The organism is Escherichia sp. E.sYA108 (assembly GCF_011754335.1).
GTDB lineage: Bacteria > Pseudomonadota > Gammaproteobacteria > Enterobacterales > Enterobacteriaceae > Escherichia > Escherichia coli.
Genome location: NZ_JAAQVZ010000001.1, coordinates 1,105,745 through 1,130,858 on the forward strand (window position 1 = coordinate 1,105,745; position 25,114 = coordinate 1,130,858).

Sequence of the window (25,114 nt, forward strand, 5' to 3'; positions counted from 1 at the left end):
TCAGGCCCATCAGGTATCACCAGATTGTGGGTATGCTTTGCTCAGTACCGGTGCCTGCGGCACTGGACAAAGCACACAACAAAAAGGCAGACAGTTTCCTGTCTGCCGCAGTTATCAGGCGGAAGGACGCTCATTCCACGAGTCGGAATGAATGATGTTGCCGTCTTTGTAAGTCCAGGTGATTTTCTCGTAGCGGAACTCAATACGTTCCAGGTGGTTATGCTTCTCTCTGGAAGGATCCTTGATGTCGTGCATAAGCGGAGCGACTCTGACCAGCTTGACGTTATCAAGCGTGATGTTGAAGTACTCCACTTCCTGACCGGCATCGTTGATGCGGTAAAACTTAAATTCTGCCGTTTTCAGGGTCTGTCCGGTGGTCACAGCTTTGTAGAGATACGGGCTGGACGCATCGATTTCTTTGGTAAACGTAAAAGGCTTGTGAGTACGGGTACCGGTCAGTTTGCCGGTGTTATTGTCGGTCGGGATGTACACATCGTGATCCAGCGCCACCACTTCGATGCTACCTTCGCGCCCCTGAACGTCCACGGAACCTTTGATATCCGCGCCGCCGTCATCTTTCAGCCAGAGATAAGCAGGAATAGCCATGAGAATTACTCTCCTTGTTAGTGTGATTGAAGCACCGCCTTCTTCCGGCGGTATGTTTTATTTCACGTCCTGACAGGCGTCAGAACGCGGAACAAGACTGATTTCGACACGCCGGTTGACTGCCCGGCCCTGTGGCGTGTCGTTGGTCGCCGCAGGCTGGCTCTCGCCCAGTCCCTGTACGGCAAAACAGGTGGCCGGGATGTCGCTGGTCTGCAGCATCCAGTTGCGCACCGCTTCGGCACGCCGCAGCGATAACTGCTGATTGCTTTTTTCATCGCCGGTGGCATCGGTATATCCGGCCACGAGGATCAGCCAGCCCGGTTTTGCCCGGATGTTCACCAGTGCGTCCACCAGCACTTTTGTCGAGCCGTCTTTCAGGCGGGCCTGTCCGACGTCAAACAGCGACATACTGTCAAGACGCACGGTCTGAACCTGAAGCGAAGCCGTCACCTCCATTTTTTGTTCAGGCGGACGCCAGTCGCGAATGGCGCGTAATACCGGCTGGCGGATGCGTTCGCCGGGGTATAACCCCAGACCGAGGCGCAGTGGTTCTCCTTCCCGGTAATACCCATCGAGCATGGTCGCATCGTCTTTCAGCACCGACAGGTGACGGGCTTTGGTGATAAATTCCTCCACCGGGACGGCATAAAACCGGTGCAGATCGTCACCGACCTGCCGTAATAACTGGCGATTTGCCGTGGCTGACAGGCACAGCGCGGCGATACCCGCCACGGTGGTGACGCCCAGCATGGTCACGCAGGCTCGTCGCAGCGGGGTAAAGCCCGACTGACGCGGCAACTGCCGTAACAGGGCATCCGGGAATGGCAGCGCATCGTCTGTGCCGGTGTCCGCGATATCCGGCGTCAGGCCGGTTCTGGCGGTGATCCACAACTGCCACAGGTTGTTATCCACCGCAGGCAACGAGGGGACCAGCCCCACGGTCATCGCCAGTGGTGGACATTTCGCCTCCGGGCCGTTCAGTGCCGTCAGCACATTAAGATTCAGCCACTGCATCAGGCTTTCAGCTTTCAGCAGGTAACAGAGTCGCTGACTGCGCTCCTGTACGCCGGATTGTGCAATCCACTGCGCGGGCATGGTGGTCTCTGTGGATGTTGCTACCTGAACTTCGCCGCCGGTACAGATAAACCACGGTGAACTCGCTCTTTCCGGCAACGGCGAGCCGGACAGCCCGCTCCAGAGAAGCCAGGGGACGTTTACGCCTGCCCGACGACGCACCGTCGCCATACTGTGGGCGAACCGTCGCAGCCGTCCGGCCAGAACCGCCACATCCCGGTGTATGCCGGGCATGATGGTATACGCCACGGCAAGCTGCGATGCCCACGCCGGGCGAAGGGTCAGCAATCGCTCCACCTGCGCCACAAGCTGTTCTTCATCAGGAACATGCAGATACAGCCCTTCTGAAACCTGGCGGACCGGGCTGTCAGTGGACAGGTGCGCCGACAGACCGCCACAGACCAGCACTACCGGCTGTCGGTAGGTTTCCGGCGGCAGCGATGACAACCCGGCATCGCCGGTCATCTCCGTCCACGCCTGCCTGCGCCGATAAATCAACAACGCGGCAACCGCCAGAACGATAGCCGCCGCACCGGCCCATCTCAGCACGCCAGACGGACTGATAAACACTGACCACAGCACCAGCAGTAACACCATTCCCCACAGCACGATGGCCTGTTTCAGCGTGTTCCTCACTCACGACTCCCTTTAACGCAGGCTTTGCGGCAGCAGTTCATCCACCAGTACATTCAGCCAGTGGTGTAGCCCCCACCAGACGCCCGCCAGTAGCAGCGCCAGTGTTACCAGCCAGAAAAATGGCGAATGCAGCAAAGGGTGCTGACGGGTGGATAACGGCACGTTCAGTACCGCCGTTTCCGGCAGCACACCAAATGGCGCGACCTGCCCGTTGAGCGTCGAAATAAGCTGGTCGCGCTCCGGGGCTGCCGGATCCTGATAACGCCCGCGAAATCCCAGCAGCAGGACACGGTGAAAGCAGGTCAGCACGGCCTGCGCGGGGGCGGGTTCCTGTAGCACCTGCTTCATCCGCTCGTACAGCAGCTCACCGGCCTGCAGGGTGTTGAAGAAATGCGACTGGAGTGGATCCTTCATCCAGATGGTCTGACCGTCGTCCATGCCGCTACGGCTCAGGACCGTTTCGTCCAGCAGGGCGCACTGCGCGTAAGTTATGTGCTCCACGTTCTCCCGACTGAATCCGGCATCTTTCAGACGTTCGCGGACCAGTTCCACCTGCCGCTGGCAGTGGCGATACAGCTCCATACCGTGACGCACGGTGGTTCCCTGACGCAGTTCCACCACCGTCAGAAACGTGTCGCGCAGCAGCGCGTCGATATTGATATCCGTCTCTTTTTTCATGTGCGCAGCACCGCAAACAGTTCAGGTTTCAGGTCGCCCATTGTTCCCGGCGCATAAATCATGCAGCACCCGGACTCCAGCATCGATTTAGCCGCGTCACTGTGCATATCCAGCGCAAAATACTGGTTCTCCAGCCGCAGTGGCAGCGCTGCCGGAACTGAGGTAAGCGGCACCAGTGGAACACCATTCAGCGCCACATTGATAAGCAGCGTGACGTCATCAGGCGCACCGATTTTGCAGACCAGCGGTAGCTGGTGCAGTACCTGATGCGCAGGCAGAGAGGAACGAACGGACAGGTAAAAGTCGGCCTCTTCCCGCAGGCGCGGATCGTGCAGGTCTGCTTTCCAGCGGTTGCCCGGCAGGGACGCCAGATCCAGCGCGATCACCCGTGACGGCAGGCTGGCTTCCAGCAGTTCGCTGAGCAGGGAGAAAAGTGGCGGAAAGACGATGGACGGCGATTCGTGGACATAGGGCGGAACGGCGCTGACGTTATGTTCAAGGGAAAACGTCAGCAGCGCACCGGCAAGCCTCGCCAGCTCCCGCCAGACCAGTTCGGGATGAACCGCCGGGTAGCGCAGGAAATCACTCAGTACCGGCTCGGCGGAGTTCAGCGCGTTAAGCAGCCAGAACAGGGAGACATCGGCGACGGCGAAGTCCGCCATACGCTGGTTGCTTTCCCGGCGCATCGCCATCAGGCGCTGACATTTGGCCCGTAGCTGCAACAGCAGCGTGTCCAGACGCTGTACCAGCCCGTCATGGGCGTTAAACGCCAGTAACGGCGGAATATAGCTCTCATCCTGTGTCCAGTTGCCCTGAACATCCCGCACCAGACGCGCCAGTGGGCAGGTGATGTAATCCTGATTGTTATCATGAGCAAAGCGCAGGGACAGCGCATGACGCTCAACGGCCATATCTTCACTGTCACTGCCGTAGATATCCTGCACCTTTTGCCATTCCTGACGATAGCGCAGCGGTCTTTCAGTCTGCTCACCCTGACCGAGATTACCGCCGTTACCATGTGCAAGCGGCAGCGCCAGCAGGACAATCGCGCTGTCGTTCTTCAGCGCGCGCAGATCGCAGGCGAGCGGCAGAACGTCACTCACGTCTGAATCGATCAGCGTACCATCAGCAAAACGCAGGCGTACTGCCTGCGTTTTCAGCTTTCCGAGCGCCAGGGCATCCCGGTCAAAGAGCACGTTTGCGATCCCCCACGGATGGCGAATACAAAGCTGCGCAATGCTGTCATTGCTGAACGCTTCCCAGCGGGCCTGCTGCTGAAACTGCTGAGAAGACAGGAATGTCCCCTCAGCCCACAGTGGTCGACAAATTTTCATACATCACACCACCGCCCGATCAGGCTTTTGCTTTTGGCATCTGGGAAACCAGAGAAAGGTTGACGTCCATCCCTTCGATCTGGAAATGCGGCACGGCAAAGAGTCTGACGCGGAAAAAGCCCGGATTGTCCTCTATGTCCTCGACGATAACTTTCCCGTCGCGCAGTGGATGCGAAGCCTGAAGTTCATCGCCCGGATCGGTCATTTCCGTCACCAGCGTGCGGATCCAGGTGTTAAGCTCCAGTTCCAGCACGCGGCGGTCTTTGGTGGTGCCGATATTCTCGCGCTGAATAATTTTCAGGTAGTGAGCAATGCGGGACAGCAGGAAGATATAGGGCAAACGGGCGTTGATACGGCTGTTGGCGGTGGCGTCAGCGGTATCATACAGCGCCGGTTTCTGGGCGGAGTTTGCCGAGAAAAAGCAGGCGTAATCGCGGTTTTTGTAATAAGAGAGTGGAATAAAGCCAAGGTTGGCGAACTCAAACTCGCGGGTTTCCGGGATCATCACTTCGGACGGAATTTTGACCTGATTGCCGGTGCCGAGATCGTAAAGATGGATCGGCAGATCGGCCACTGCGCCGCCCGCCTGTGGGCCACGGATCTGCACGCACCAGCCATTATTCACAAAGCTCTTCACCATATTGGCGGCAAAGGCGAACGAGGCGTTTGTCCACAGGTATTTTTCGTGATCCGGGCCTTTGACTTCTTCCACATAGTTAAAGCTGCGTACCGGCACCGTGTCCGGCCCATAGGGCAGACGGCCCAGCACGCGCGGCATCACTAATCCCACATAGCGGCTGTCATCCGTATCGCGGAACGACTTCCATTTAATATATTCTGCGCGGTCAAAGTAGTTGCCGATATCTTTAATCGCGGCGACTTCTTCCATCGAATTTTTAAGGAAGAATTTCGGTCCGACAGAACCGATAAAAGGCATATGGGAAGCGGCAGACACTCTGGAAATATTACGCAGCAGGGCAATATCCTGCGGGCTGTTATCAAATTCATAGCTGGATATTAATGAGGCTACAGGTTCGCCACCCGGCGTATCGTACTCCTGAATGTATGTATGGCGATATAAACCACTCTGAATGATTTCCGGTGAATCATCAAAATCCTGACGCAGATGCTCTTTGCTGATATCCAGCAATTCAATTCTGACATTTTTGCGAAAATCAGTGCGCTGTACGACGAACCATGTACCACGCCACAGCGACTCGACTTTCTGGAATTCAGGGTGGTGCATGACCGCATCAAGCTGTTTACTGATTTTCTGATCCAGATCGTCGATATGAAAATCCAGCAGGCTCTTGTCGAGCTTAACCACGTCCTCGCCTGATTTCGCCAGACAGGAAAGCAGAACGTGAATCGCCGCCGTCACGCGCTCATCGGGTGAGGCATCGGCCAGCGTTTCGCTGTTTTGCCATAAATCGATTTCCTGAATGGAAGACACCGGGGTTAAATTAATTTTATCGAACAGGGACTGATAAACGCCGCCGGACTCAGTGGTGGTGAGTGTTGCAGTTTCAGAGGTGGCATGTTCTTGTTGTACAGACATCAGCATTTCCTTTTCAGTGATCCTTTCTTCTCCGGTTTAACCTGAATACGCGTTCGGGTTAAACGTTCTCCTGCGGCGCAATTTTCGCCAGTTCATCACGCAGTTCTGAACTGAGCGTCGGGTCTTTCAGGATATTTTCCAGTTCACGGCGAAACGTTGCGTTATCCAGCAGATTGGATTTCAGGTCACGTAGTAAATTGCGCATAGCGAGTAATACACGAAGTTGCGGAATATTTTTTGCTACCTGTTCGGGTTCAAAATCCTTCAGGCTTTTAAATTCAAGCGCGATATTTTGTTCATTACCGTTTCCGTTTAGCGTATCTTCTACTGTTAAATTAACCGCAGGCGAAAACTCAGCCATGACGCTGTTGAAGTTGTTTTTATTGATATCAACCTTGTCCCGTTCGGACAGCGGACGTTGCTCTTTTCCGTTACTGTAATCGCCTACGGCAAGAAGCTTGAGGGGGAGTTCAACTTTCTTTTTAGCATTGCCTGTATGCAGATCAAGCTTGATATTTACACGAGCGGCGGGAACTTCATTCTGGAAACTGTCGGCCATATCCTTTTCCTCATCATCCACTTTTTCTGATGGTTATTGACATAATTATATTCAGGGGATTATCGGATGATTTAAATAAAAAGCAATGATGAGGAAAATATACAAATGAATAATGTATTTTTCAGGGGAATAGATACAGTTGTATCATTTTAGATATTGTTTGGCCTCTTGATTATTTTTCGGAAGAGGGCGGCATTATCTGGTGAGAGAATTTGGCATGAAACTTAAAATAATAACAGGATAAGCTTCACAAATTTGCACTTTTAAGAAATTGGGTAGTATGAGAGCCTATTAAGATATTCATTAAACTTATTGTCCGGGCTTTCACAAAAAATTATTAATTTTTCTACTAATTAAAAAGTTGTGTGCTTTTTGTACAATGATTATATAAGCGTTGCGCCCTGTTGTGATATTGAAATGTTAACATAACCAAAATAAATTGATTTATAGAATATATAAATGAAATTCATTAATGGGGTATATGTTTAATATATAAATAAGATGGATGGCTTTGATGGAGGGATATTAACGGTTTACTCATTGTCTCAGGCTTCACTGAAACGGGTAAGGAAGCGTAAAAACGAAAAAACCGCAAGCCAATAGCAGCTTTGCGGTTTGTCAGCATTCTAATAAATTGGTTGCGGGGGCCGGATTTGAACCGACGACCTTCGGGTTATGAGCCCGACGAGCTACCAGGCTGCTCCACCCCGCGTCACCGTACTGCTTTATTTCATCAAATTTTGATTGGTTGCGGGGGCCGGATTTGAACCGACGACCTTCGGGTTATGAGCCCGACGAGCTACCATGCTGCTCCACCCCGCGTCACCGTACTGCTTTACTTCATCAAATTTTAATTGGTTGCGGGGGCCGGATTTGAACCGACGACCTTCGGGTTATGAGCCCGACGAGCTACCATGCTGCTCCACCCCGCGTCCGTGGATGCGCACTATACTCTGCTCGCGTTTTCATGCAACCTTTTTTTTACCCCGATCACGGATTCGGCATGATTTTGAACAAAAACAAATCACTAAAGCCTATTTTTTGTGCAAAATTTGCGTCAGGGAGAGGCTGCTCATTTCATTAAACGCGGTGGTTTGTTATCTTCGTTGCGCCTTATTTTTTAACCTGAAGAAGAGAACAATGAAAGGACGTTGGGTAAAGTACCTTCTTATGGGCACGGTTGTGGCAATGCTTGCCGCCTGCTCTTCCAAACCAACCGATCGCGGACAGCAATATAAAGACGGGAAATTTACCCAGCCTTTCTCTCTGGTGAACCAGCCAGATGCCGTTGGCGCGCCGATTAATGCCGGTGATTTTGCCGAGCAAATTAACCATATCCGTAATTCGTCACCGCGTCTGTATGGCAACCAGAGTAATGTTTATAACGCGGTGCAAGAGTGGCTGCGCGCAGGCGGTGATACCCGCAATATGCGCCAGTTCGGCATTGATGCCTGGCAGATGGAAGGTGTCGACAACTATGGTAACGTGCAGTTTACAGGCTATTACACGCCGGTAATTCAGGCGCGCCATACCCGTCAGGGCGAGTTCCAGTATCCGATTTACCGTATGCCGCCAAAACGTGGTCGTCTGCCGTCTCGTGCGGAGATCTACGCAGGAGCTCTGAGTGATAAATATATTCTCGCTTACAGTAACTCCCTGATGGATAACTTCATTATGGATGTGCAGGGTAGCGGGTATATCGACTTTGGTGATGGCAGTCCGCTTAACTTTTTCAGCTATGCAGGGAAAAACGGTCATGCCTATCGCAGCATTGGTAAGGTGTTGATCGACCGTGGCGAAGTGAAAAAAGAAGATATGTCGATGCAGGCGATTCGTCACTGGGGCGAAACACACAGTGAAGCTGAGGTTCGCGAGCTGCTGGAACAGAACCCGTCTTTCGTCTTCTTTAAACCGCAATCTTTTGCACCGGTGAAAGGGGCAAGTGCGGTGCCGCTGGTTGGCCGTGCTTCTGTTGCCTCCGATCGTTCAATTATTCCGCCAGGTACTACCTTGCTGGCAGAAGTGCCGCTGCTGGATAATAACGGCAAATTTAACGGTCAGTACGAATTGCGTCTGATGGTGGCGCTGGATGTCGGTGGCGCAATCAAAGGCCAACACTTCGATATCTATCAAGGGATCGGGCCGGAAGCCGGACACCGCGCTGGTTGGTACAACCACTATGGACGTGTCTGGGTGCTGAAAACCGCCCCGGGCGCAGGTAACGTCTTTAGCGGCTGATGTGATATTCTGTATGCCGTTTTTACGGATATGACAGGGTGAGGGGTAACCTCACCCTTTTTAATTCTGAGGTGCTATGTCTGTGGTAATTAGTGATGCATGGCGTCAGCGTTTTGGTGGCACAGCGCGTCTGTATGGTGAAAAAGCATTGCAACTGTTTGCTGACGCGCATATTTGTGTGGTTGGTATCGGTGGTGTCGGTTCCTGGGCGGCGGAAGCGCTAGCGCGCACGGGGATTGGCGCAATCACGCTTATCGATATGGATGATGTGTGCGTCACCAATACCAATCGGCAAATTCACGCTCTGCGCGATAACGTCGGGCTGGCAAAAGCGGAAGTCATGGCGGAGCGTATTCGCCAGATTAACCCGGAGTGCCGTGTAATGGTGGTGGATGACTTCGTGACGCCGGATAACGTAGCGCAATATATGAATGCCGGTTATTCGTACGTGATTGATGCTATTGATAGTGTACGGCCCAAAGCGGCGCTGATTGCTTATTGTCGGCGCAATAAAATCCCGCTGGTCACGACCGGTGGCGCTGGTGGGCAGATTGACCCGACGCAGATTCAGGTTACCGATCTGGCGAAAACGATTCAGGACCCGTTGGCGGCGAAGTTGCGCGAGCGCCTGAAAAGCGATTTTGGCGTAGTGAAAAACAGTAAAGGTAAGCTCGGCGTGGATTGCGTGTTCTCTACCGAAGCGCTGGTGTACCCGCAGTCAGACGGCACCGTCTGTGCGATGAAAGCCACGGCGGAAGGGCCAAAGCGGATGGATTGTGCCTCAGGATTTGGCGCGGCGACGATGGTGACCGCCACTTTTGGCTTTGTTGCGGTTTCTCATGCGCTGAAGAAGATGATGGCGAAAGCGGCGCGTCAGGGGTAAACAATCAGGTCGGATGCGACGCGAACGTCTTATCCGACCTGGTTCTGTGCTTAAACCTGCTTCGCCGCAGCGATAATCGCCTCGCTTAACGCATTCAACCCCTGGCTGCGTGAGGCGCTAAGTTGCGCACGTAATCCCAGCTCATCAAACAATGCCAGCGGCGACTGTGCCTGCAATTCGGCGGCGGTTTTCCCCTCAACGGCAGTCAACAACACCGCCAACAGGCCGCGCACAATGCGCCCTTCGCTGTCGCCAAAGAAATGCATCTTGCCGTTTTCAGCCACGGTATATCCCAGCCAGACGCGGTTTTCGCATCCGGCAATCTCTTTAGCCTGCGCTTTTAACTCCTCTGGCAAAGCCGGAAGCTGTTTTCCCAGCATGATCAACTGGCGATATTTATCTTCCCATTGCGTCAACGGTGCGAAGGTATTGCGTAACGTTTCTGCGGTTACGGTTGTGCCGAACGGATGTCCGGCGAATTGCGGGTTTGTCATTAATCCACCAATAATTCCAGCGCGCGGTCAACGGCATTCACCAGCGCATCCACATCACTCTTTGTATTATATGGCGCAAATGAGGCGCGCAGTGTGCCGGTTACGCCTAATTCTGCCAGTAGCGGCTGAGCGCAATGCTGCCCGGCGCGCAGGGCAATACCGTACTCCGCCAGCAGTGTCACCATATCGCTGTGATGAACACCCGCAAAATCAAAGGCCAGCAGGCTGGAATCCTGGCAGCGGAATGAACGAAAGCCTGGACGTTTCGCCAGCGCTTCTTCTGCAAGCGTTGCTAAGCTACGGCTCCAGCTTTCGGCCTGGTTGATATCGTAATCTGTCAGCCATTCCAGCGCCGCGCTTAATCCTATGACGCCAGCGACATTTGGCGTTCCTGCTTCCAGTTTCCACGGCGCAGATTGAGTCGTGAAGCCTTCAAAACTCACTTCGTGAACCATTTTGCCGCCGCCCAGCCAGGGCGACATCGCTTCCAGCAGTTCTGGTTTGCCATACAGCACGCCGATGCCTGTCGGGCCATACAGTTTGTGACCTGAAAAAGCATAGAAATCAATATCCAGTTGCTGAACATCCGCGGGGAAATGCACCGCCCCCTGAGCACCATCAACCATAACCACCATCCCGGCTGAATGAGCAAAAGTAATCGCTCTCGCCAGATCCGGGCAACCGCCAGTGACGTTCGACATCTGGCACAACGCCAGAATCCGACTACGGGGAGTAATCAGTTCTGGCAACAAATCGACATTCGGCAGTCGCTGCGCATTAAGCGGCAATTTCACCACTTTGGCCCCCGTTTGTTGGGCGACCATCAGCCAGGGGACGAGGTTGGCGTGGTGTTCTGCCACACTGACAATAATTTCATCGCCCGGTTGCAGACGCGGACGGGCATAGCATTGCGCCACCATGTTGATGGATTCAGTGGTGCCGCGCGTCCAGACGATATTTTTGTCATCCGATGCATTCAGTAATTGTGCCACTTTTTCCCGCGCAGCTTCGTAACGCGCGGTCAGGCGTTGGGCTTCGGCAAACTGGCTGCGATGGACGTTTCCGGCGCTCAGGCTATAAAACTGTCGGGTGGCTTCAACCACGGCTTCAGGTTTAAGCGCGGTCGCGGCGCTGTCGAGATAGACGCCCGCATCCTGTAGCGCGGGAAACTGGGCGCGAAACTGCGCGGGATTAAAAACGTTCATGGTACTCCTCGGCTTGATGCACCGATCGTGACGCAAAATTCACTTTGATACAAGGAGAGTGCTAACCATCAGAATTATCTGGATATCCTGGCGAAGCCGCGTCAGTAACATATGCTGAATAGTGTTAGGCGTTAATTTTAGCCTGTTAATCAATACTATTAAGATTTATTAATCGCTTTAAGGAGAAGATGATGAAAAAGACTGCCGCAATTATTTCTGCCTGTATGCTGACTTTTGCCCTGAGCGCCTGTTCCGGTTCGAACTATGTGATGCACACCAATGACGGACGTACCATCGTCTCTGACGGCAAACCACAGACTGATAACGATACCGGTATGATTTCGTATAAAGACGCTAATGGCAACAAACAGCAGATCAACCGTACCGACGTGAAAGAGATGGTCGAACTGGATCAGTAATTCGCGATCGCAAGGTAAAAAAAAGCACCGCAATTAGGCGGTGCTACATTAATCACTATGGACAGACAGGGTAAATGTACAGGAAGTGAAAAAAGGTAGCTTTGCTACCATGGTCTGAATCGCAGACCAATTGCAAACACAACAACACAACATCACAACCGTAAGCCAAAAGTTCACCAGAACACGCATTCCGATAAAACTTTTCGTTCCGGCTCAGGAAGTGCCGCCACTATAGGTATTTGCTGGTAGAAGCTCAACGGACAATTTATAATGGCTCAGATTAAAAAAACTAATAGGTTACATAGTGTAATCTAATTGTTAAATTCATTTAACATCAAAGTTTAAAAGCCATGTCTAAACGATTACCACCGCTAAATGCCTTACGAGTTTTTGATGCCGCAGCACGCCATTTAAGTTTCACTCGCGCAGCAGAAGAGCTTTTTGTGACCCAGGCCGCAGTAAGTCATCAAATCAAGTCTCTTGAGGATTTTCTGGGGCTAAAACTGTTCCGCCGCCGTAATCGTTCACTCCTGCTGACCGAGGAAGGGCAAAGCTATTTCCTCGATATCAAAGAGATATTTTCGCAATTAACCGAAGCGACGCGTAAACTCCAGGCCCGTAGCGCTAAGGGGGCGTTGACGGTCAGTTTACTCCCCAGTTTCGCCATTCATTGGTTGGTTCCGCGACTTTCCAGCTTTAATTCAGCTTATCCGGGAATTGACGTTCGAATCCAGGCGGTTGATCGTCAGGAAGATAAGCTGGCGGATGATGTTGATGTGGCGATATTTTATGGTCGGGGCAACTGGCCGGGGCTACGGGTGGAAAAACTGTACGCCGAATATTTATTGCCGGTGTGCTCGCCGCTACTGCTGACTGGCGAAAAACCCTTGAAGACCCCGGAAGATCTGGCTAAACATACGTTATTACATGATGCGTCACGCCGTGACTGGCAGACATATACCCGACAGTTGGGGTTAAATCATATCAACGTTCAGCAAGGGCCAATTTTTAGCCATAGCGCCATGGTGCTGCAAGCGGCTATCCACGGGCAGGGAGTGGCGCTGGCAAATAACGTGATGGCGCAATCTGAAATCGAGGCCGGACGTCTTGTTTGCCCGTTTAATGATGTTCTGGTCAGTAAAAACGCTTTTTATCTGGTTTGTCATGACAGCCAGGCAGAACTGGGTAAAATAGCCGCCTTTCGCCAATGGATCCTGGCGAAAGCCGCTGCTGAACAAGAAAAATTCCGCTTTCGTTATGAACAATAATTTACGTAGGGTACGACCATGACCAGCCGTTTTATGCTGATTTTCGCCGCCATTAGCGGCTTCATTTTTGTAGCTCTGGGCGCTTTTGGCGCGCATGTGTTAAGTAAAACCATGGGGGCCGTTGAGATGGGCTGGATCCAGACCGGCCTCGAATACCAGGCGTTTCATACGCTGGCGATCTTAGGTCTGGCGGTGGCAATGCAGCGTCGCATCAGTATCTGGTTTTACTGGAGTAGCGTTTTCCTCGCGTTAGGCACGGTGCTGTTCAGCGGCAGCCTTTATTGCCTGGCGCTGTCCCATCTGCGTTTGTGGGCGTTTGTCACACCGGTTGGCGGCGTGAGCTTCCTTGCGGGCTGGGCGTTAATGTTAGTTGGTGCTATCCGTTTAAAGCGCAAGGGCGTAAGTCATGAATAAGGTTGTATTGCTGTGCCGTCCGGGCTTTGAAAAAGAGTGCGCCGCAGAAATTACCGATAAAGCCGGCCAGCGGGAAATTTTCGGTTTTGCCCGCGTGAAAGAGAATGCGGGTTATGTCATTTATGAATGTTATCAACCTGATGATGGCGATAAGTTAATCCGTGAGCTGCCGTTCAGTTCATTAATTTTTGCCCGCCAGTGGTTTGTAGTGGGGGAACTCCTGCAGCATTTGCCGCCAGAAGATCGTATTACCCCCATTGTCGGCATGTTACAGGGCGTAGTAGAGAAGGGCGGTGAACTGCGTGTTGAAGTTGCCGATACCAACGAAAGCAAAGAGTTGCTGAAATTCTGCCGTAAATTCACCGTGCCGCTACGCGCTGCCTTGCGTGATGCGGGGGTGCTGGCGAACTATGAAACGCCGAAGCGTCCGGTTGTGCATGTATTCTTTATTGCACCAGGCTGTTGCTATACTGGTTACTCATACAGCAGCAATAATTCGCCGTTCTATATGGGCATTCCGCGCCTGAAATTTCCGGCAGATGCGCCGAGTCGTTCCACGCTCAAACTGGAAGAGGCATTTCATGTGTTTATTCCCGCGGATGAGTGGGATGAACGCCTGGCGAACGGGATGTGGGCGGTGGATTTAGGTGCTTGCCCAGGCGGCTGGACCTACCAACTGGTGAAGCGCAACATGTGGGTTTATTCCGTCGACAACGGCCCGATGGCGCAAAGTCTGATGGATACCGGGCAGGTGACGTGGCTGCGGGAAGACGGTTTCAAATTCCGTCCGACACGCAGCAATATCTCCTGGATGGTATGCGATATGGTTGAAAAACCGGCGAAAGTTGCGGCATTAATGGCGCAGTGGCTGGTTAATGGCTGGTGCCGTGAAACTATCTTCAATCTCAAACTGCCGATGAAAAAACGCTACGAAGAAGTGTCACACAATCTGGCGTATATTCAGGCACAGCTTGATGAACATGGCATAAATGCTCAGATTCAGGCGCGGCAGTTGTATCACGATCGCGAAGAAGTGACGGTGCACGTCCGCCGTATCTGGGCTGCGGTGGGTGGTCGTCGCGACGAGCGATAACAGGTAAGGCCGGGGCGTCGTCTCCGGCCTGCTACCCTTTCCGTCAGGCTGTTACCAAAGAAGTTGTAACCTGGCGCTCATCAGAAATAATGTGCGTTACCTCATCCAGATGCCCGATGCGGGCTTCCCCTGAACGATTAAATTTACTTTTATCAATCAATAACAACGATTGCGCGGCACGTTTTAATAACATTGATTTGTAATCAGCGTTGATGGCATTGGAGTCCCACAGTGCGCCGCTGCTATCGATCCCTTCACAAGAAAAAATAAACAGATCGATTTCCAGCGATTTAAGTTGGGAAATCAGCGAGGGATTGACGTAACAGCCATATTTGCGCTCAAGTGTGCCGCCGGAACTGATCAGTTTAATGCGTTCGCGTTTACCGAGTTCATGGCAAATCGGATGGCTATTGGTGAAGACCTGGATGTTGATGTCAGGCAACTGGCGTGCCAGATACCAGCAGGTTGAACTGGCGTCTAAGGCTATCACCATCCCTTCTTCAATCCACGCGAGCGCCTCGCGCGCGATATCTGCTTTATGCGCATAATGGCTTTTCAGCCGGATGTGAAAGGGATCGCCACTGTCTTGATTTTGACGGTGGATATATTTAGCGCGCCCATGATTGCGCAGAATTTTACCCTGCGTCTGTAATTCATTGAGATCGCGACGAATGGTTTCTTTACTGACCTTTAGCTGTTCAGAGAGAGCTTCCGTGGTCAGGCTGGTATGGTTCAGCAGCAGGTCGACTATCGCTTGCTGGCGTGCCGCTTTCATATTTTTCACCCCATCATTCGATAACCGCCCGCGTCATGCGGGCGTACCGGTATGAGATTACGGTGTTACCCCTTTTTTTAAAAGAATATTCCCGTACTTCGCTCGTTCGCCTGTGATAACGATCGCAAAGGCTTTTTGCGCCCGTTCATAAAACGCAAAACGATTGATGCGGATGATGTCAGGACAGGGGGCTTGTAGTGAAAGCGCATTACGATAACGTCGTTCTACTTCAGGATCGAGAGTGTCACCTTCTACCGCCGCCATCATCACCAGCGGTGGTGCATAACTGTCCAGCTCAAATAACGGGATAATCGCCTGGAGCAAGTCGCTCACCAACAGGCCATCAGCGCGGATCACCTGCGGTCCCATCGAATGGGCGGGAAAGTGAGCATCGGAAAAAATAATTTCATCTCCATGCCCCATCTCTGCCAGCACTTTCAATAGTTCGGGAGAAATTAACGGCGAAATTGTTTTCAGCATTTCACACCTCCTCTATAAATTCAGGTTCAGTTTGCGGGTAGAAATAACGGTACTGATAATGAATCTGTGCACGGGCTTCTTCCGGGCTGTTAAATTCCCCTACGCCATACCAACCAAACAGCGCAGCTCCTGCGACGGTCGTTTCGGCATCGTCGAGAACTTTTACCGGAATATCAAGCATATTGGCTTTAATCTGATTCCACAATGTGTTGCGACTTCCTCCGCCGACTAACAATAATTCAGAGGCTTTAAAGTGCCCGATTTTTTCCAGCATCTGTAGATTGCGCTGTAATTGCGTGGTTAACCCTTCCAGCGCCGCGCGATAGAAATGCCCCCGCGTGGTATTAAGCGTTACGCCTTGCCAGCCAGCGTTCTGGCACGACAATAAATCACACTGCATTTTCACTCCATCTGCGCCAGGCGCGATCAGGCGAGCTTCTTCAATCAATATTTGCCAGGGAGTTTCAGCCGTCCAGAACAGTTTTCTCACCCATTCCAGCACGCCGGATGCCAGCCATTGCATACCTGGGTTATACAACCCTGCCTGGCTATCCAGTTCGCAGGTAGAACCGGCGTACTGACTTAACAGCGAAGTATCAACCTGGGCGCTGCGGACCATTAAAATTTCCCATGTACCGGAAGAGAGCACGGGTTCATTTTGTTCGGCACCAGCGCCAAAAAGGGCGAACTGGGTATCGTGACCTGCGGAAATCACCGGTATGCCAACGGGTAAGCCGAGCATTGCTGCGGCGCTGTTCTGTAGCGTACCAATCTGTTCACCCGCTTCCACCAGACGAGGGAAGAGTCGGCGTGGAATACCGGTGGCTTGTAAAATTTGCGGACTGAAATCGCGTTGCTGGATATCCAGCATCTGGCTGGTTCCGGCCATCGTAATATCAGTAGTGAATTCGCCGGTTAAACGGTGGTTAATCAGCGACGAAATAAAGAGCCAGGCGTGCGCGCGTTCCAGCAGTTGTGGATGATTTTCTTTCAACCACACCAACTTATATAACGTATTGAAACTAAAGGCTCCGACTCCAGAAATAGCCTGCAACTGCTGTGCGGAGATCAACCGTTCAATATGGTCCATTACCGCGGCTGTTCGCGGACATTTCCAGCTAATGATCGGATAGAGCAGATTGCCTTGCTTATCTAGCAGAGCGCCATCCACACCAAAGGTGGTGACGGCGATACCGCGGATGTGGCAATCAGTCAGTTCACTATTGATTTGCCGACAGCAATCAGCAAAGCGTTGCAAAATGGCGTCTAAAGACCACTGGTGCCAGGTGTTGTTTTCCATCGCGATATCGCTGGCATTAGGCGTTGAGGCGCGGGCAACAATTTTTCCCTGCCGATTAACCGCGATGGCCCTGACATTGGTCGCGCCACAGTCGAGTACCAGGATAACTTCTTGTTTCATAATCGCTCCTGCAATATAGCCGGATAACATTGCTTATCCGGCTAACCACTCTTGCTTGTTCAGGCCCGGTAGCCGGAGCGACCGGGCATCACATCAGGGAGTCATGTATTAACGCTTGTACAACGGGCCGTAGTTCTGGCAAGCGCGGTAATCCTGGCCTTCAATATCCATGCCGTGCGCGGCCCAGGCAGAAGGACGATACACTTTGGTCTCTTCAACGTTGTGCATACATACCGGGATACGCAGCATGGAGGCAAGAGTGATAAAGTCTGCGCCAACGTGGCCGATGGTCAGAACCCCGTGGTTAGCGCCCCAGTTCGCCATTACCGAGTACACATCCGTAAACGGCCCTTTACCGGTGAGGCGCGGTGCAAACCAGGTGGTTGGCCAGGTTGAGTTGGTGCGTTTGTTGAGGATGTCATGCACATCCTTCGGCAATTCCACGCTCCAGCCTTCCGCGATTTGCAGTACCGGTCCCAGGCCTTTGATGATGTTGACACGAGTCATGGTGAACGGGACGCCGCCTTCGGTAAGGAAGCGGGAAGAGTAACCGCCGCCACGGAAGTATTCGTGGATCGCCGGGCACCATTCGGTAGCGGCGAGGCAAGCGTCAGCCTCTTGCTGAGAGATTTCCCAGTGCGGCTTCATCGTCGGGTTACCTTCGCTGTCGCGTTGTTTACAGGAACCGTCCAGCGCAGCAGAACCGGAGTTGATCAAATGGATGATGCCGTGTTCTGCCAGTCCATCCAGTTTATGCCCCGTTACACGCTCAATTGCTTCTGGTGACCAGTAGGTACGCACATCGGCAAATACCTGAGCGGTGCCGGTGAGCTGGTGACCCATTAGCATTGCCACGCCGTTAAGACTGTCGTTTTCGGTCGCCACGACAAACGGTTTGCGCACGCCATTCCAGTCAAATGAACTGTTGAGGATCGCTTCGGCGGTGTCGCCATTGGGATATTGATCGGTCCAGTGACGTTGCCCCTGGAAGCCCGCAGCGATGGCGTTGTAGCCAAGTGATTCTTCCACGCGGCCAATATCGGCCAGTTTGCTGTTGCCTTGCATCATGTCGCGGATACACATCGCCATCAGTAAACTTTCGCGCAGAACTGCGCGGCTTTGCTCGGCATTTCGTTGATACTGTTTGTTATTTTCATCTTCGCCATAGCGGAAGTTTTTATCAGCCCAGGCCAGCGCCATTTCCAGTTCGGCTTCGTCGTAAATCTTCTGATCGATACGGCGACGCAGTTCGGTCATATCCACCGCCTGGACTTTCATTCCCAGCCAGGATTCAAAGAAGTTGTGATCAACAATAGAACCGGCGATACCCATCGAAACGCCGCCCAGCGACAGATAGCTTTTACCTTTCATGCTGGCGACTGCTAAACCGGCGCGGGCAAAGCGCAGCAGTTTTTCTTCAACATCGGCAGGAATCGATGTGTCATCGGCATCCTGAACGTCATGACCGTAAATGGAGAATGCCGGGATGCCTTTCTGGCTGTGAGCTGCCAGAGCCGCTGCCAGGTAAACAGCGCCGGGACGTTCAGTGCCGTTAAAGCCCCAAATGGCTTTCGGGCGGGTTGGATCCATATCGATGGTTTCACTGCCATAGCACCAGCAAGGGGTTACCGTAATGGTGAGGCCTACATTCTGACTGCTGAATTTTTCTTCGCAAGCAGCGGCTTCAGCCATACCCGCGATACAGGTATCGGAAATGACACACTCGACGGTAGCTCCGCAGGCATGGCGCAGTTTCTCGGTCAGCAGTGCAGCCGTGGCTTTCGCCATATTCATTGTTTGTTCTTCAAGCGACTCACGAACACCCATGCGACGACCGTCAATAACCGGGCGGATACCAATTTTCGGTAAGCTGATTTTTTTCATTACTGATTCCTCACTTTATTCGGAAAATATGTTCAGTTAGTTGCCGTTTGAGAACGGAAACGGGCAAAGATAAAGATGACTGCGAAGCAGAGTGCCGGGATCAGTTCGGCAGTGGGGATGTTGCCCGCTGCGTCACTGACAAACCCCATGACCGGAGTGACAATACCGCCGCCAATAATGGTCATAACGATGAAGGACGAACCGTATTTGGTGTCCTGGCCGAGATTCTTAATGCCCAGAGAGAAGATTGTTGGGTACTGAATCGACATAAAGGCACTGCATAAAGTCAGGGCTATTAAACCCACATGACCGCCAGCGAAGGCTGAGATCAGGCACAGTGCCATAGCGATTAATGCGTAGGCTGCCAGGACTTTGTGTGGTGCGAAGCGACTGATGAGCCAGGTACCGGTGAAACGACCAATAAAGAAGCACACCATGGTTCCGGTTAAATAGTTAGCGGCAAAGCCTGCTGTCATACCTGGAATTTCTTCTACAGCGTAGCGAATCAAATAGCTCCAGCAGGCTGTTTGTGCGCCGACGTAGCAGAATTGCGCTAATACTGCCCAGCGCCAGTGGCGAATACGCGCCAGGCGAGAAAGCGATGCGGAGAACGATCCTTGTTTGGCGTCACTGTGATTATCACTCTGCAATGCCGGGAATTTCGTCAGCATGATCAGCAGGGCGACCAGTAACACGATAGCCACGATGATCATATAAGGTGTCTGTACCGATAATACCAGGCTGTGTTTATACGCACTCAATTGCTCTGGAGACATTTTATCGAGAACGTCTTGCGATTGATGTGGCACGTTAGACAAAATAAGACTTTGCCCAAAGACAACCGCGATAATTGCGCCAAATGAGTTAAATGTTTGCGCAAGATTTAAGCGGAAGTGACCACTGCTTTCCGGCCCTAATACCGTAACAAAAGGGTTTGCGGCAGTTTCCAGACAACCTAATCCGGCTGCAATAATAAATAGGCCAACTAAAAACAAGGTGTAGTTCATTATTTCTGCGGCGGGCCAGAATAATGCAGCGCCGAAAGCATATAAAAACAATCCGGTAATAATCCCTGCTTTATAACTGAGTTTTTTCATCAATATCCCGGCAGGGATTGGGATAATGAAATAACCAAAGTAAAAGGCCGATTGGATCAGGCCAGCCTGGAAATTTGTCAGCGTAAAAGCCTGCTGGAATTGAGGCAATAAAATGTCGTTAAGGTTATTGGCTACCGCCCAAAGAAAAAACAGTGAGCACAGCAGCGCGAATGGAATAATGTAACTTCTGCTTTGCCCTGCATCTTTATCTACCGCACGGTAACTCTGCGTTTGTATTGATGTGTTTCCCATAGCATCCTCTTAGGTTCAGAAGCTTAAGCACGTAATCGGTTATGTTTTCAAAAGTGCAAAACCAGCGAGTTCGGGCTTCATATCAGTGAATATTTGCCTGTCTGAAATGAACTCATGGATTCATTTTCAAATAAAAAACGCTCTGTAATATGACGGCGGTCACACTTATTAGCCGGAAGGTGACTTTATGTGACTACCATCACTTTAATAATCGAAATTTCATGCCCGTTTCAGAAAATAAATCATAAAAAACACAAACCAGATGACCGTATTAATTGTTTGTGCCGAAAACGGGCATTCCTGGCAGGGAGGAGTAGAAAAATGACCGTTTTGATAAATATTTTTAAGAGCGGTCATTTTTAATGGAGTTATAAAAAGAGAACTTGCAGTTATTTACTGTGATTAGTTGAACCAGGTCACAAAATATAAGCTTGTGAATTTCTTTCTGGTTAATCAGGAAGAAGATGGTGGGTAATTAAACGGCTAATTCAATAGTGTGAAAGGAACAACATTATTGCCCTGTTTTGAATCAGAGAGAGGTAGCTAATGGAACGAAATAAACTTGCTCGTCAGATTATTGACACTTGCCTGGAAATGACTCGCCTGGGGCTGAACCAGGGGACAGCGGGTAACGTCAGTGTACGTTATCAGGATGGGATGCTGATTACGCCTACAGGTATTCCATATGAAAAACTGACGGAGTCGCATATTGTCTTTATTGATGGCAACGGCAAACATGAGGAAGGAAAACTCCCCTCAAGCGAGTGGCGTTTCCATATGGCGGCCTATCAAAGCAGACCGGATGCCAACGCGGTTGTTCACAATCATGCCGTTCATTGTACGGCAGTTTCCATTCTTAACCGACCGATCCCCGCGATTCACTACATGATTGCGGCGGCTGGCGGTAATTCTATTCCTTGCGCGCCTTATGCGACCTTTGGAACACGCGAACTTTCTGAACATGTTGCGCTGGCTCTCAAAAATCGTAAGGCAACTTTGTTACAACATCATGGGCTTATCGCTTGTGAGGCGAATCTGGAGAAAGCGTTATGGCTGGCGCATGAAGTTGAAGTGCTGGCACAACTTTACCTGACGACCCTGGCGATTACGGACCCGGTGCCAGTGCTGAGCGATGAAGAGATTGCCGTAGTGCTGGAGAAATTCAAAACCTACGGGTTACGGATTGAAGAGTAATTTCGTAAAGCAACAAGGAGAAGGATGATGGCTAACAGAATGATTCTGAACGAAACGGCATGGTTTGGTCGGGGGGCTGTTGGGTCTTTAACCGATGAGGTGAAACGCCGTGGTTATCAGAAGGCGCTGATCGTCACCGATAAAACGCTGGTGCAATGCGGCGTGGTGGCGAAAGTGATCGATAAGATGGATGCGGCAGGACTGGCATGGGCGATTTACGACGGCGTAGTACCTAACCCAACAATTACTGTCGTCAAAGAAGGGCTCGATGTATTCCAGAATAGCGGCGCGGATTACCTGATCGCTATTGGTGGTGGTTCTCCACAGGATACGTGTAAAGCGATTGGCATTATCAGCAACAACCCGGAGTTTGCCGATGTGCGTAGCCTGGAAGGGCTTTCCCCGACCAATAAACCCAGTGTACCGATTCTGGCAATCCCCACCACAGCAGGCACTGCGGCAGAAGTGACCATTAACTACGTGATCACTGACGAAGAGAAACGGCGCAAGTTTGTTTGCGTTGATCCGCATGATATCCCGCAGGTGGCGTTTATTGACGCTGACATGATGGATGGTATGCCTCCAGCGCTGAAAGCCGCGACGGGTGTCGATGCGCTCACTCATGCTATTGAGGGGTATATTACCCGTGGCGCGTGGGCGCTAACCGATGCGCTGCACATTAAAGCGATTGAAATCATTGCTGGGGCGCTGCGAGGATCGGTTGCTGGTGATAAGGATGCCGGAGAAGAAATGGCGCTCGGGCAGTATGTTGCGGGTATGGGATTCTCGAATGTTGGGTTAGGGTTGGTGCATGGTATGGCGCATCCACTGGGCGCGTTTTACAACACGCCACACGGTGTTGCAAATGCCATCCTGTTACCGCATGTCATGCGCTATAACGCTGACTTTACCGGTGAGAAGTACCGCGATATCGCGCGCGTTATGGGCGTGAAAGTGGAAGGTATGAGCCTGGAAGAGGCGCGTAATGCCGCTGTTGAAGCGGTGTTTGCTCTCAACCGTGATGTCGGTATTCCGCCACATTTACGTGATGTTGGTGTACGCAAGGAAGACATTCCGGCACTGGCGCAGGCGGCACTGGATGATGTTTGTACCGGTGGCAACCCGCGTGAAGCAACGCTTGAGGATATTGTAGAGCTTTACCATACCGCCTGGTAAATGCGCTGATGTGATAATGCCGGATGCGACGCTAGCCGCGTCTTATCCGGCATATAAGTGCATTAAATTCAATGTGTTGATAATCGTTTGCATCCGGCACGCCGTTACCTTACCAACCGCAATTGCTGTAAATTGCCGTCGATATGCAAATCGGTTTGTAAGCGGGCAATATCGCGGCACAGAAACGCCATCTCTTTATGGGTTTCTAATTTTTTGCGCCACTTTTCGGCAACCGCATCCAGATTCTCATATATCCCTTCCAGACTCTGAAACTCGACCAGTAGCTGTGTGGCGCTTTTTGGTCCGATCCCTGCAACACCCGGTACCTTTGAACTGCTGATCCCCGCAAGCCCCCAGTAATCGGGCAACTGCTGCGGTTGAACGCCAAATTCTTTATCGATAAATGGCGCATCCAGCCAACGTTTCTGGAAGTAATCACGAATACGTAATGTCGGTGAAAGTAACTGACAGTAGCCTTTATCTGTCGAAACAATCGTTGCCTGATGCCCGGCCTGTGTCACTTTGACCGCCAGCGTGGCGGCTAAGTCATCGGCTTCGTTGCCGCTGGCGGACCAGCACGGGACGCCGCGTTGCTCAAAGGCGGCGCGTAATGCAGGCATCTCGTTGTGCAACTCTTCCGGCATTGGCGGTCGACCCGCTTTGTAATCTGGTAAACGCTGATGACGCCAGCCGCTACTGCGGTTTTCATCATCAAAAACGGCGACCGCGTGGGTTGGCTGGCTGTGCATAATGAGCTGATCGAGCGCGTGCTGGCAGGTTTCGACACAGGGCGAACCCTGAACGGCATGAATGCGACGAATAAGATTCAGTGCATCGACAATAAGCAAATGAACAGCCACGATAACCCCCTTAAAGATCAGGCGATAAGGGTAACATTCGATGCCAGAACAGGCTATGGCTGGATGAGAAATCGGGAAGAGGCCTCGCAAAAAGAGGCCTCTGGAGAGCGATTAATCGCAGGCAACGATTTTCATTGCCAGGCCGCCGCGAGACGTTTCACGGTACTTGGCGTTCATATCTTTACCTGTTTCGTACATGGTTTCGATAACTTTGTCGAGGCAGACGCGTGGCTCGCTGGTACGGCGCAGCGCCATACGTGCAGCGTTTACTGCTTTCACTGCCGCAATGGCGTTACGCTCGATGCACGGCACCTGTACCTGCCCGGCGACCGGGTCACACGTCAGACCGAGGTTGTGCTCCATGGCGATTTCCGCCGCGATGCATACCTGCGCTGGGCTTGCGCCTAACAGTTCTGCCAGACCAGCTGCCGCCATTGAGCACGCCACGCCGACTTCACCCTGGCAGCCGACTTCGGCACCAGAAATCGAGGCGTTCATCTTATAAAGAGAACCAATGGCGCTGGCTACCAGCAGGTAACGAGCCAGTGAGTTAGCGTTCACTTCGCGGATAAACTTGTCGTAGTACGCCAGCACGGCCGGAATAATCCCGCACGCACCGTTAGTCGGCGCAGTCACCACGCGACCGCCAGCAGCATTCTCTTCGTTCACTGCCAGTGCAAACATGTTGATCCAGTCAACAACCGCCATCGGGTCAGTGGTGGTTTTATCCTGGCTGACCAGCATCCGGCGTAGTGCCGCAGCACGGCGTGGAACGCGCAGTTTGCCAGGTAACACGCCTTCGGTAGAAATACCGCGCTCAATACCGCCACGCATGACTTCCCAGACGTTCGCCAGGTGCTGTTCCAGCTCTTCTTTGCTGTGCAGCGCCAGCTCGTTTTTCATCATCAGGCCAGAGAGTGACAGCCCGGTTTCCTGACAATGTTTTTGCAGATCGGCTGCTGAACTGTACGGATAAGGAACTTCAACCGGTGCGCTATCCTGCTGACCAAAATGTTCTTCATCAACAATAAAGCCACCGCCGATAGAGTAATAAGTCTGGCTGTAAACGACTTTATCGCCCGCCAGCGCGGTAATGCGCATACCGTTTTCATGCAGAGAAAGGTTGTCGGCATGGAAGTTCATGCACTGATCAACCGGGAACTCCACTTCATGCTGACCGTTTGCCAGCATCAGGCGACCATGAGTATTCACATCCTGAATAAAACCAGGGATGGAATCGATATCCACGGTATCCGGCAGGTTACCCGCCAGACCCATAATTATGGCGATATCTGTGTGGTGGCCTTTACCGGTCAGAGAGAGCGAGCCGTACACGTCAACCACCACGCGGGTCACGTCTTTAAGCAGGTTACGGGCAATCAGATCGTCGGTAAATTGTTTACCCGCTTTCATTGGTCCAACGGTATGAGAACTGGAAGGGCCAATGCCGATTTTGAAAATATCGAATACGCTAATCATAGGAAATACATCGCGTTAAAACGGAGGAAGCGCCGCCC

General features: G+C 52.0%; 23 protein-coding genes and 3 tRNA genes. 8 read left to right on the top strand and 18 right to left on the bottom strand.

Annotation, left to right across the window (positions count from 1 at the left end):
- Positions 1-114 precede the first annotated feature (114 nt).
- The 9 genes from HBM92_RS05265 to HBM92_RS05305 form a co-directional block, all read right to left on the bottom strand.
- Positions 115-606 (bottom strand): Hcp family type VI secretion system effector, encoded by a 492-nt coding sequence (locus tag HBM92_RS05265; RefSeq protein WP_000997068.1) that lies wholly within the window; start codon positions 604-606, stop codon positions 115-117.
- A gap of 57 nt (positions 607-663) precedes the next feature.
- Positions 664-2,316, bottom strand: a complete 1,653-nt coding sequence (locus HBM92_RS05270; RefSeq protein WP_001246526.1) for an OmpA family protein — start codon at positions 2,314-2,316, stop codon at positions 664-666.
- Positions 2,317-2,328: 12 nt separating this feature from the next.
- On the bottom strand, positions 2,329-2,994 hold the full coding sequence (gene tssL, locus HBM92_RS05275; RefSeq protein WP_000712315.1) for a type VI secretion system protein TssL, short form: 666 nt from the start codon (positions 2,992-2,994) through the stop codon (positions 2,329-2,331).
- Positions 2,991-4,328 carry a type VI secretion system baseplate subunit TssK gene (gene tssK, locus HBM92_RS05280; RefSeq protein WP_000686689.1) on the bottom strand — a complete coding sequence of 446 codons (1,338 nt, stop codon included), beginning with the start codon at positions 4,326-4,328 and terminating at the stop codon, positions 2,991-2,993. The genes tssL and tssK overlap by 4 nt, the downstream gene beginning before the upstream one ends.
- A 19-nt stretch (positions 4,329-4,347) precedes the next feature.
- Complete coding sequence (tssC, locus tag HBM92_RS05285) at positions 4,348-5,886, bottom strand: type VI secretion system contractile sheath large subunit (RefSeq protein ID WP_001350147.1); 1,539 nt, start codon at positions 5,884-5,886, stop codon at positions 4,348-4,350.
- A gap of 58 nt (positions 5,887-5,944) precedes the next feature.
- On the bottom strand, positions 5,945-6,445 hold the full coding sequence (tssB, locus tag HBM92_RS05290) for a type VI secretion system contractile sheath small subunit (RefSeq protein ID WP_001443093.1): 501 nt from the start codon (positions 6,443-6,445) through the stop codon (positions 5,945-5,947).
- Positions 6,446-7,080: 635 nt separating this feature from the next.
- A tRNA-Met gene (locus HBM92_RS05295) sits at positions 7,081-7,157 on the bottom strand.
- Between the two features lie 33 nt (positions 7,158-7,190).
- Positions 7,191-7,267, bottom strand: a tRNA-Met gene (locus HBM92_RS05300).
- 33 nt (positions 7,268-7,300) lie between these two features.
- Positions 7,301-7,377 (bottom strand) — tRNA-Met (locus tag HBM92_RS05305).
- A 208-nt stretch (positions 7,378-7,585) separates the two neighbouring features.
- Here HBM92_RS05305 and mltA point away from each other — a divergent pair.
- Positions 7,586-8,683: a murein transglycosylase A gene (mltA, locus tag HBM92_RS05310; protein WP_000678650.1), complete on the top strand. Its 1,098-nt coding sequence runs from the start codon at positions 7,586-7,588 to the stop codon at positions 8,681-8,683.
- Between the two features lie 76 nt (positions 8,684-8,759).
- Complete coding sequence (gene tcdA / locus HBM92_RS05315; RefSeq protein ID WP_000117711.1) at positions 8,760-9,566, top strand: tRNA cyclic N6-threonylcarbamoyladenosine(37) synthase TcdA; 807 nt, start codon at positions 8,760-8,762, stop codon at positions 9,564-9,566.
- A 50-nt stretch (positions 9,567-9,616) separates the two neighbouring features.
- On the opposite strand, the gene csdE is transcribed toward tcdA, so the two are convergent.
- Both csdE and csdA read right to left on the bottom strand, forming a co-directional pair.
- On the bottom strand, positions 9,617-10,060 hold the full coding sequence (csdE, locus tag HBM92_RS05320) for a cysteine desulfurase sulfur acceptor subunit CsdE (protein WP_000184272.1): 444 nt from the start codon (positions 10,058-10,060) through the stop codon (positions 9,617-9,619).
- Positions 10,060-11,265: a cysteine desulfurase CsdA gene (gene csdA, locus HBM92_RS05325; RefSeq protein WP_001327299.1), complete on the bottom strand. Its 1,206-nt coding sequence runs from the start codon at positions 11,263-11,265 to the stop codon at positions 10,060-10,062. Before csdA ends, csdE begins: the two co-directional genes overlap by 1 nt.
- 191 nt (positions 11,266-11,456) lie before the next feature.
- Between csdA and HBM92_RS05330 the strand changes: the two genes are divergently transcribed.
- From HBM92_RS05330 to rlmM, 4 genes are all read left to right on the top strand, one after another.
- Positions 11,457-11,684, top strand: a complete 228-nt coding sequence (locus HBM92_RS05330) for a YgdI/YgdR family lipoprotein (protein ID WP_000750398.1) — start codon at positions 11,457-11,459, stop codon at positions 11,682-11,684.
- A 350-nt stretch (positions 11,685-12,034) separates the two neighbouring features.
- Positions 12,035-12,952: a glycine cleavage system transcriptional regulator GcvA gene (gcvA, locus tag HBM92_RS05335; RefSeq protein WP_000044401.1), complete on the top strand. Its 918-nt coding sequence runs from the start codon at positions 12,035-12,037 to the stop codon at positions 12,950-12,952.
- Positions 12,953-12,970: 18 nt separating this feature from the next.
- Entirely contained in the window at positions 12,971-13,366 is a 396-nt protein-coding gene (locus HBM92_RS05340; RefSeq protein WP_000203905.1) for a DUF423 domain-containing protein, read from the top strand.
- Positions 13,359-14,459 (top strand): 23S rRNA (cytidine(2498)-2'-O)-methyltransferase RlmM, encoded by a 1,101-nt coding sequence (gene rlmM, locus HBM92_RS05345; RefSeq protein ID WP_001045530.1) that lies wholly within the window; start codon positions 13,359-13,361, stop codon positions 14,457-14,459. Before HBM92_RS05340 ends, rlmM begins: the two co-directional genes overlap by 8 nt.
- A 43-nt stretch (positions 14,460-14,502) precedes the next feature.
- Here rlmM and fucR read toward each other — a convergent pair whose 3' ends face one another.
- The 5 genes from fucR to fucP all read right to left on the bottom strand — a co-directional run bounded on the left by fucR (position 14,503) and on the right by fucP (position 20,367).
- Entirely contained in the window at positions 14,503-15,234 is a 732-nt protein-coding gene (gene fucR, locus HBM92_RS05350) for an L-fucose operon activator (protein WP_001305284.1), read from the bottom strand.
- 57 nt (positions 15,235-15,291) lie between these two features.
- Positions 15,292-15,714 (bottom strand): L-fucose mutarotase, encoded by a 423-nt coding sequence (gene fucU, locus HBM92_RS05355; RefSeq protein WP_000920840.1) that lies wholly within the window; start codon positions 15,712-15,714, stop codon positions 15,292-15,294.
- Between the two features lies 1 nt (position 15,715).
- Positions 15,716-17,134, bottom strand: a complete 1,419-nt coding sequence (gene fucK / locus HBM92_RS05360; protein WP_000808349.1) for an L-fuculokinase — start codon at positions 17,132-17,134, stop codon at positions 15,716-15,718.
- Positions 17,135-17,242: 108 nt separating this feature from the next.
- Positions 17,243-19,018: an L-fucose isomerase gene (gene fucI / locus HBM92_RS05365; protein WP_000724179.1), complete on the bottom strand. Its 1,776-nt coding sequence runs from the start codon at positions 19,016-19,018 to the stop codon at positions 17,243-17,245.
- A gap of 32 nt (positions 19,019-19,050) precedes the next feature.
- The gene (gene fucP, locus HBM92_RS05370) at positions 19,051-20,367 is read right to left on the bottom strand and encodes an L-fucose:H+ symporter permease (RefSeq protein WP_000528587.1); all 1,317 of its coding nucleotides are present in this window, start codon (positions 20,365-20,367) and stop codon (positions 19,051-19,053) included.
- 546 nt (positions 20,368-20,913) lie between these two features.
- Here fucP and fucA point away from each other — a divergent pair.
- Both fucA and fucO read left to right on the top strand, forming a co-directional pair.
- Positions 20,914-21,561 carry an L-fuculose-phosphate aldolase gene (fucA, locus tag HBM92_RS05375; RefSeq protein ID WP_000440772.1) on the top strand — a complete coding sequence of 216 codons (648 nt, stop codon included), beginning with the start codon at positions 20,914-20,916 and terminating at the stop codon, positions 21,559-21,561.
- 27 nt (positions 21,562-21,588) lie between these two features.
- Positions 21,589-22,737, top strand: coding sequence for a lactaldehyde reductase (gene fucO, locus HBM92_RS05380; RefSeq protein ID WP_001350150.1), 1,149 nt, complete (start codon positions 21,589-21,591; stop codon positions 22,735-22,737).
- Between the two features lie 104 nt (positions 22,738-22,841).
- On the opposite strand, the gene xni is transcribed toward fucO, so the two are convergent.
- Both xni and sdaB read right to left on the bottom strand, forming a co-directional pair.
- On the bottom strand, positions 22,842-23,597 hold the full coding sequence (xni, locus tag HBM92_RS05385; RefSeq protein ID WP_001296330.1) for a flap endonuclease Xni: 756 nt from the start codon (positions 23,595-23,597) through the stop codon (positions 22,842-22,844).
- A gap of 111 nt (positions 23,598-23,708) precedes the next feature.
- Positions 23,709-25,076: an L-serine ammonia-lyase II gene (gene sdaB / locus HBM92_RS05390; RefSeq protein ID WP_000626404.1), complete on the bottom strand. Its 1,368-nt coding sequence runs from the start codon at positions 25,074-25,076 to the stop codon at positions 23,709-23,711.
- Positions 25,077-25,114 lie beyond the last annotated feature (38 nt).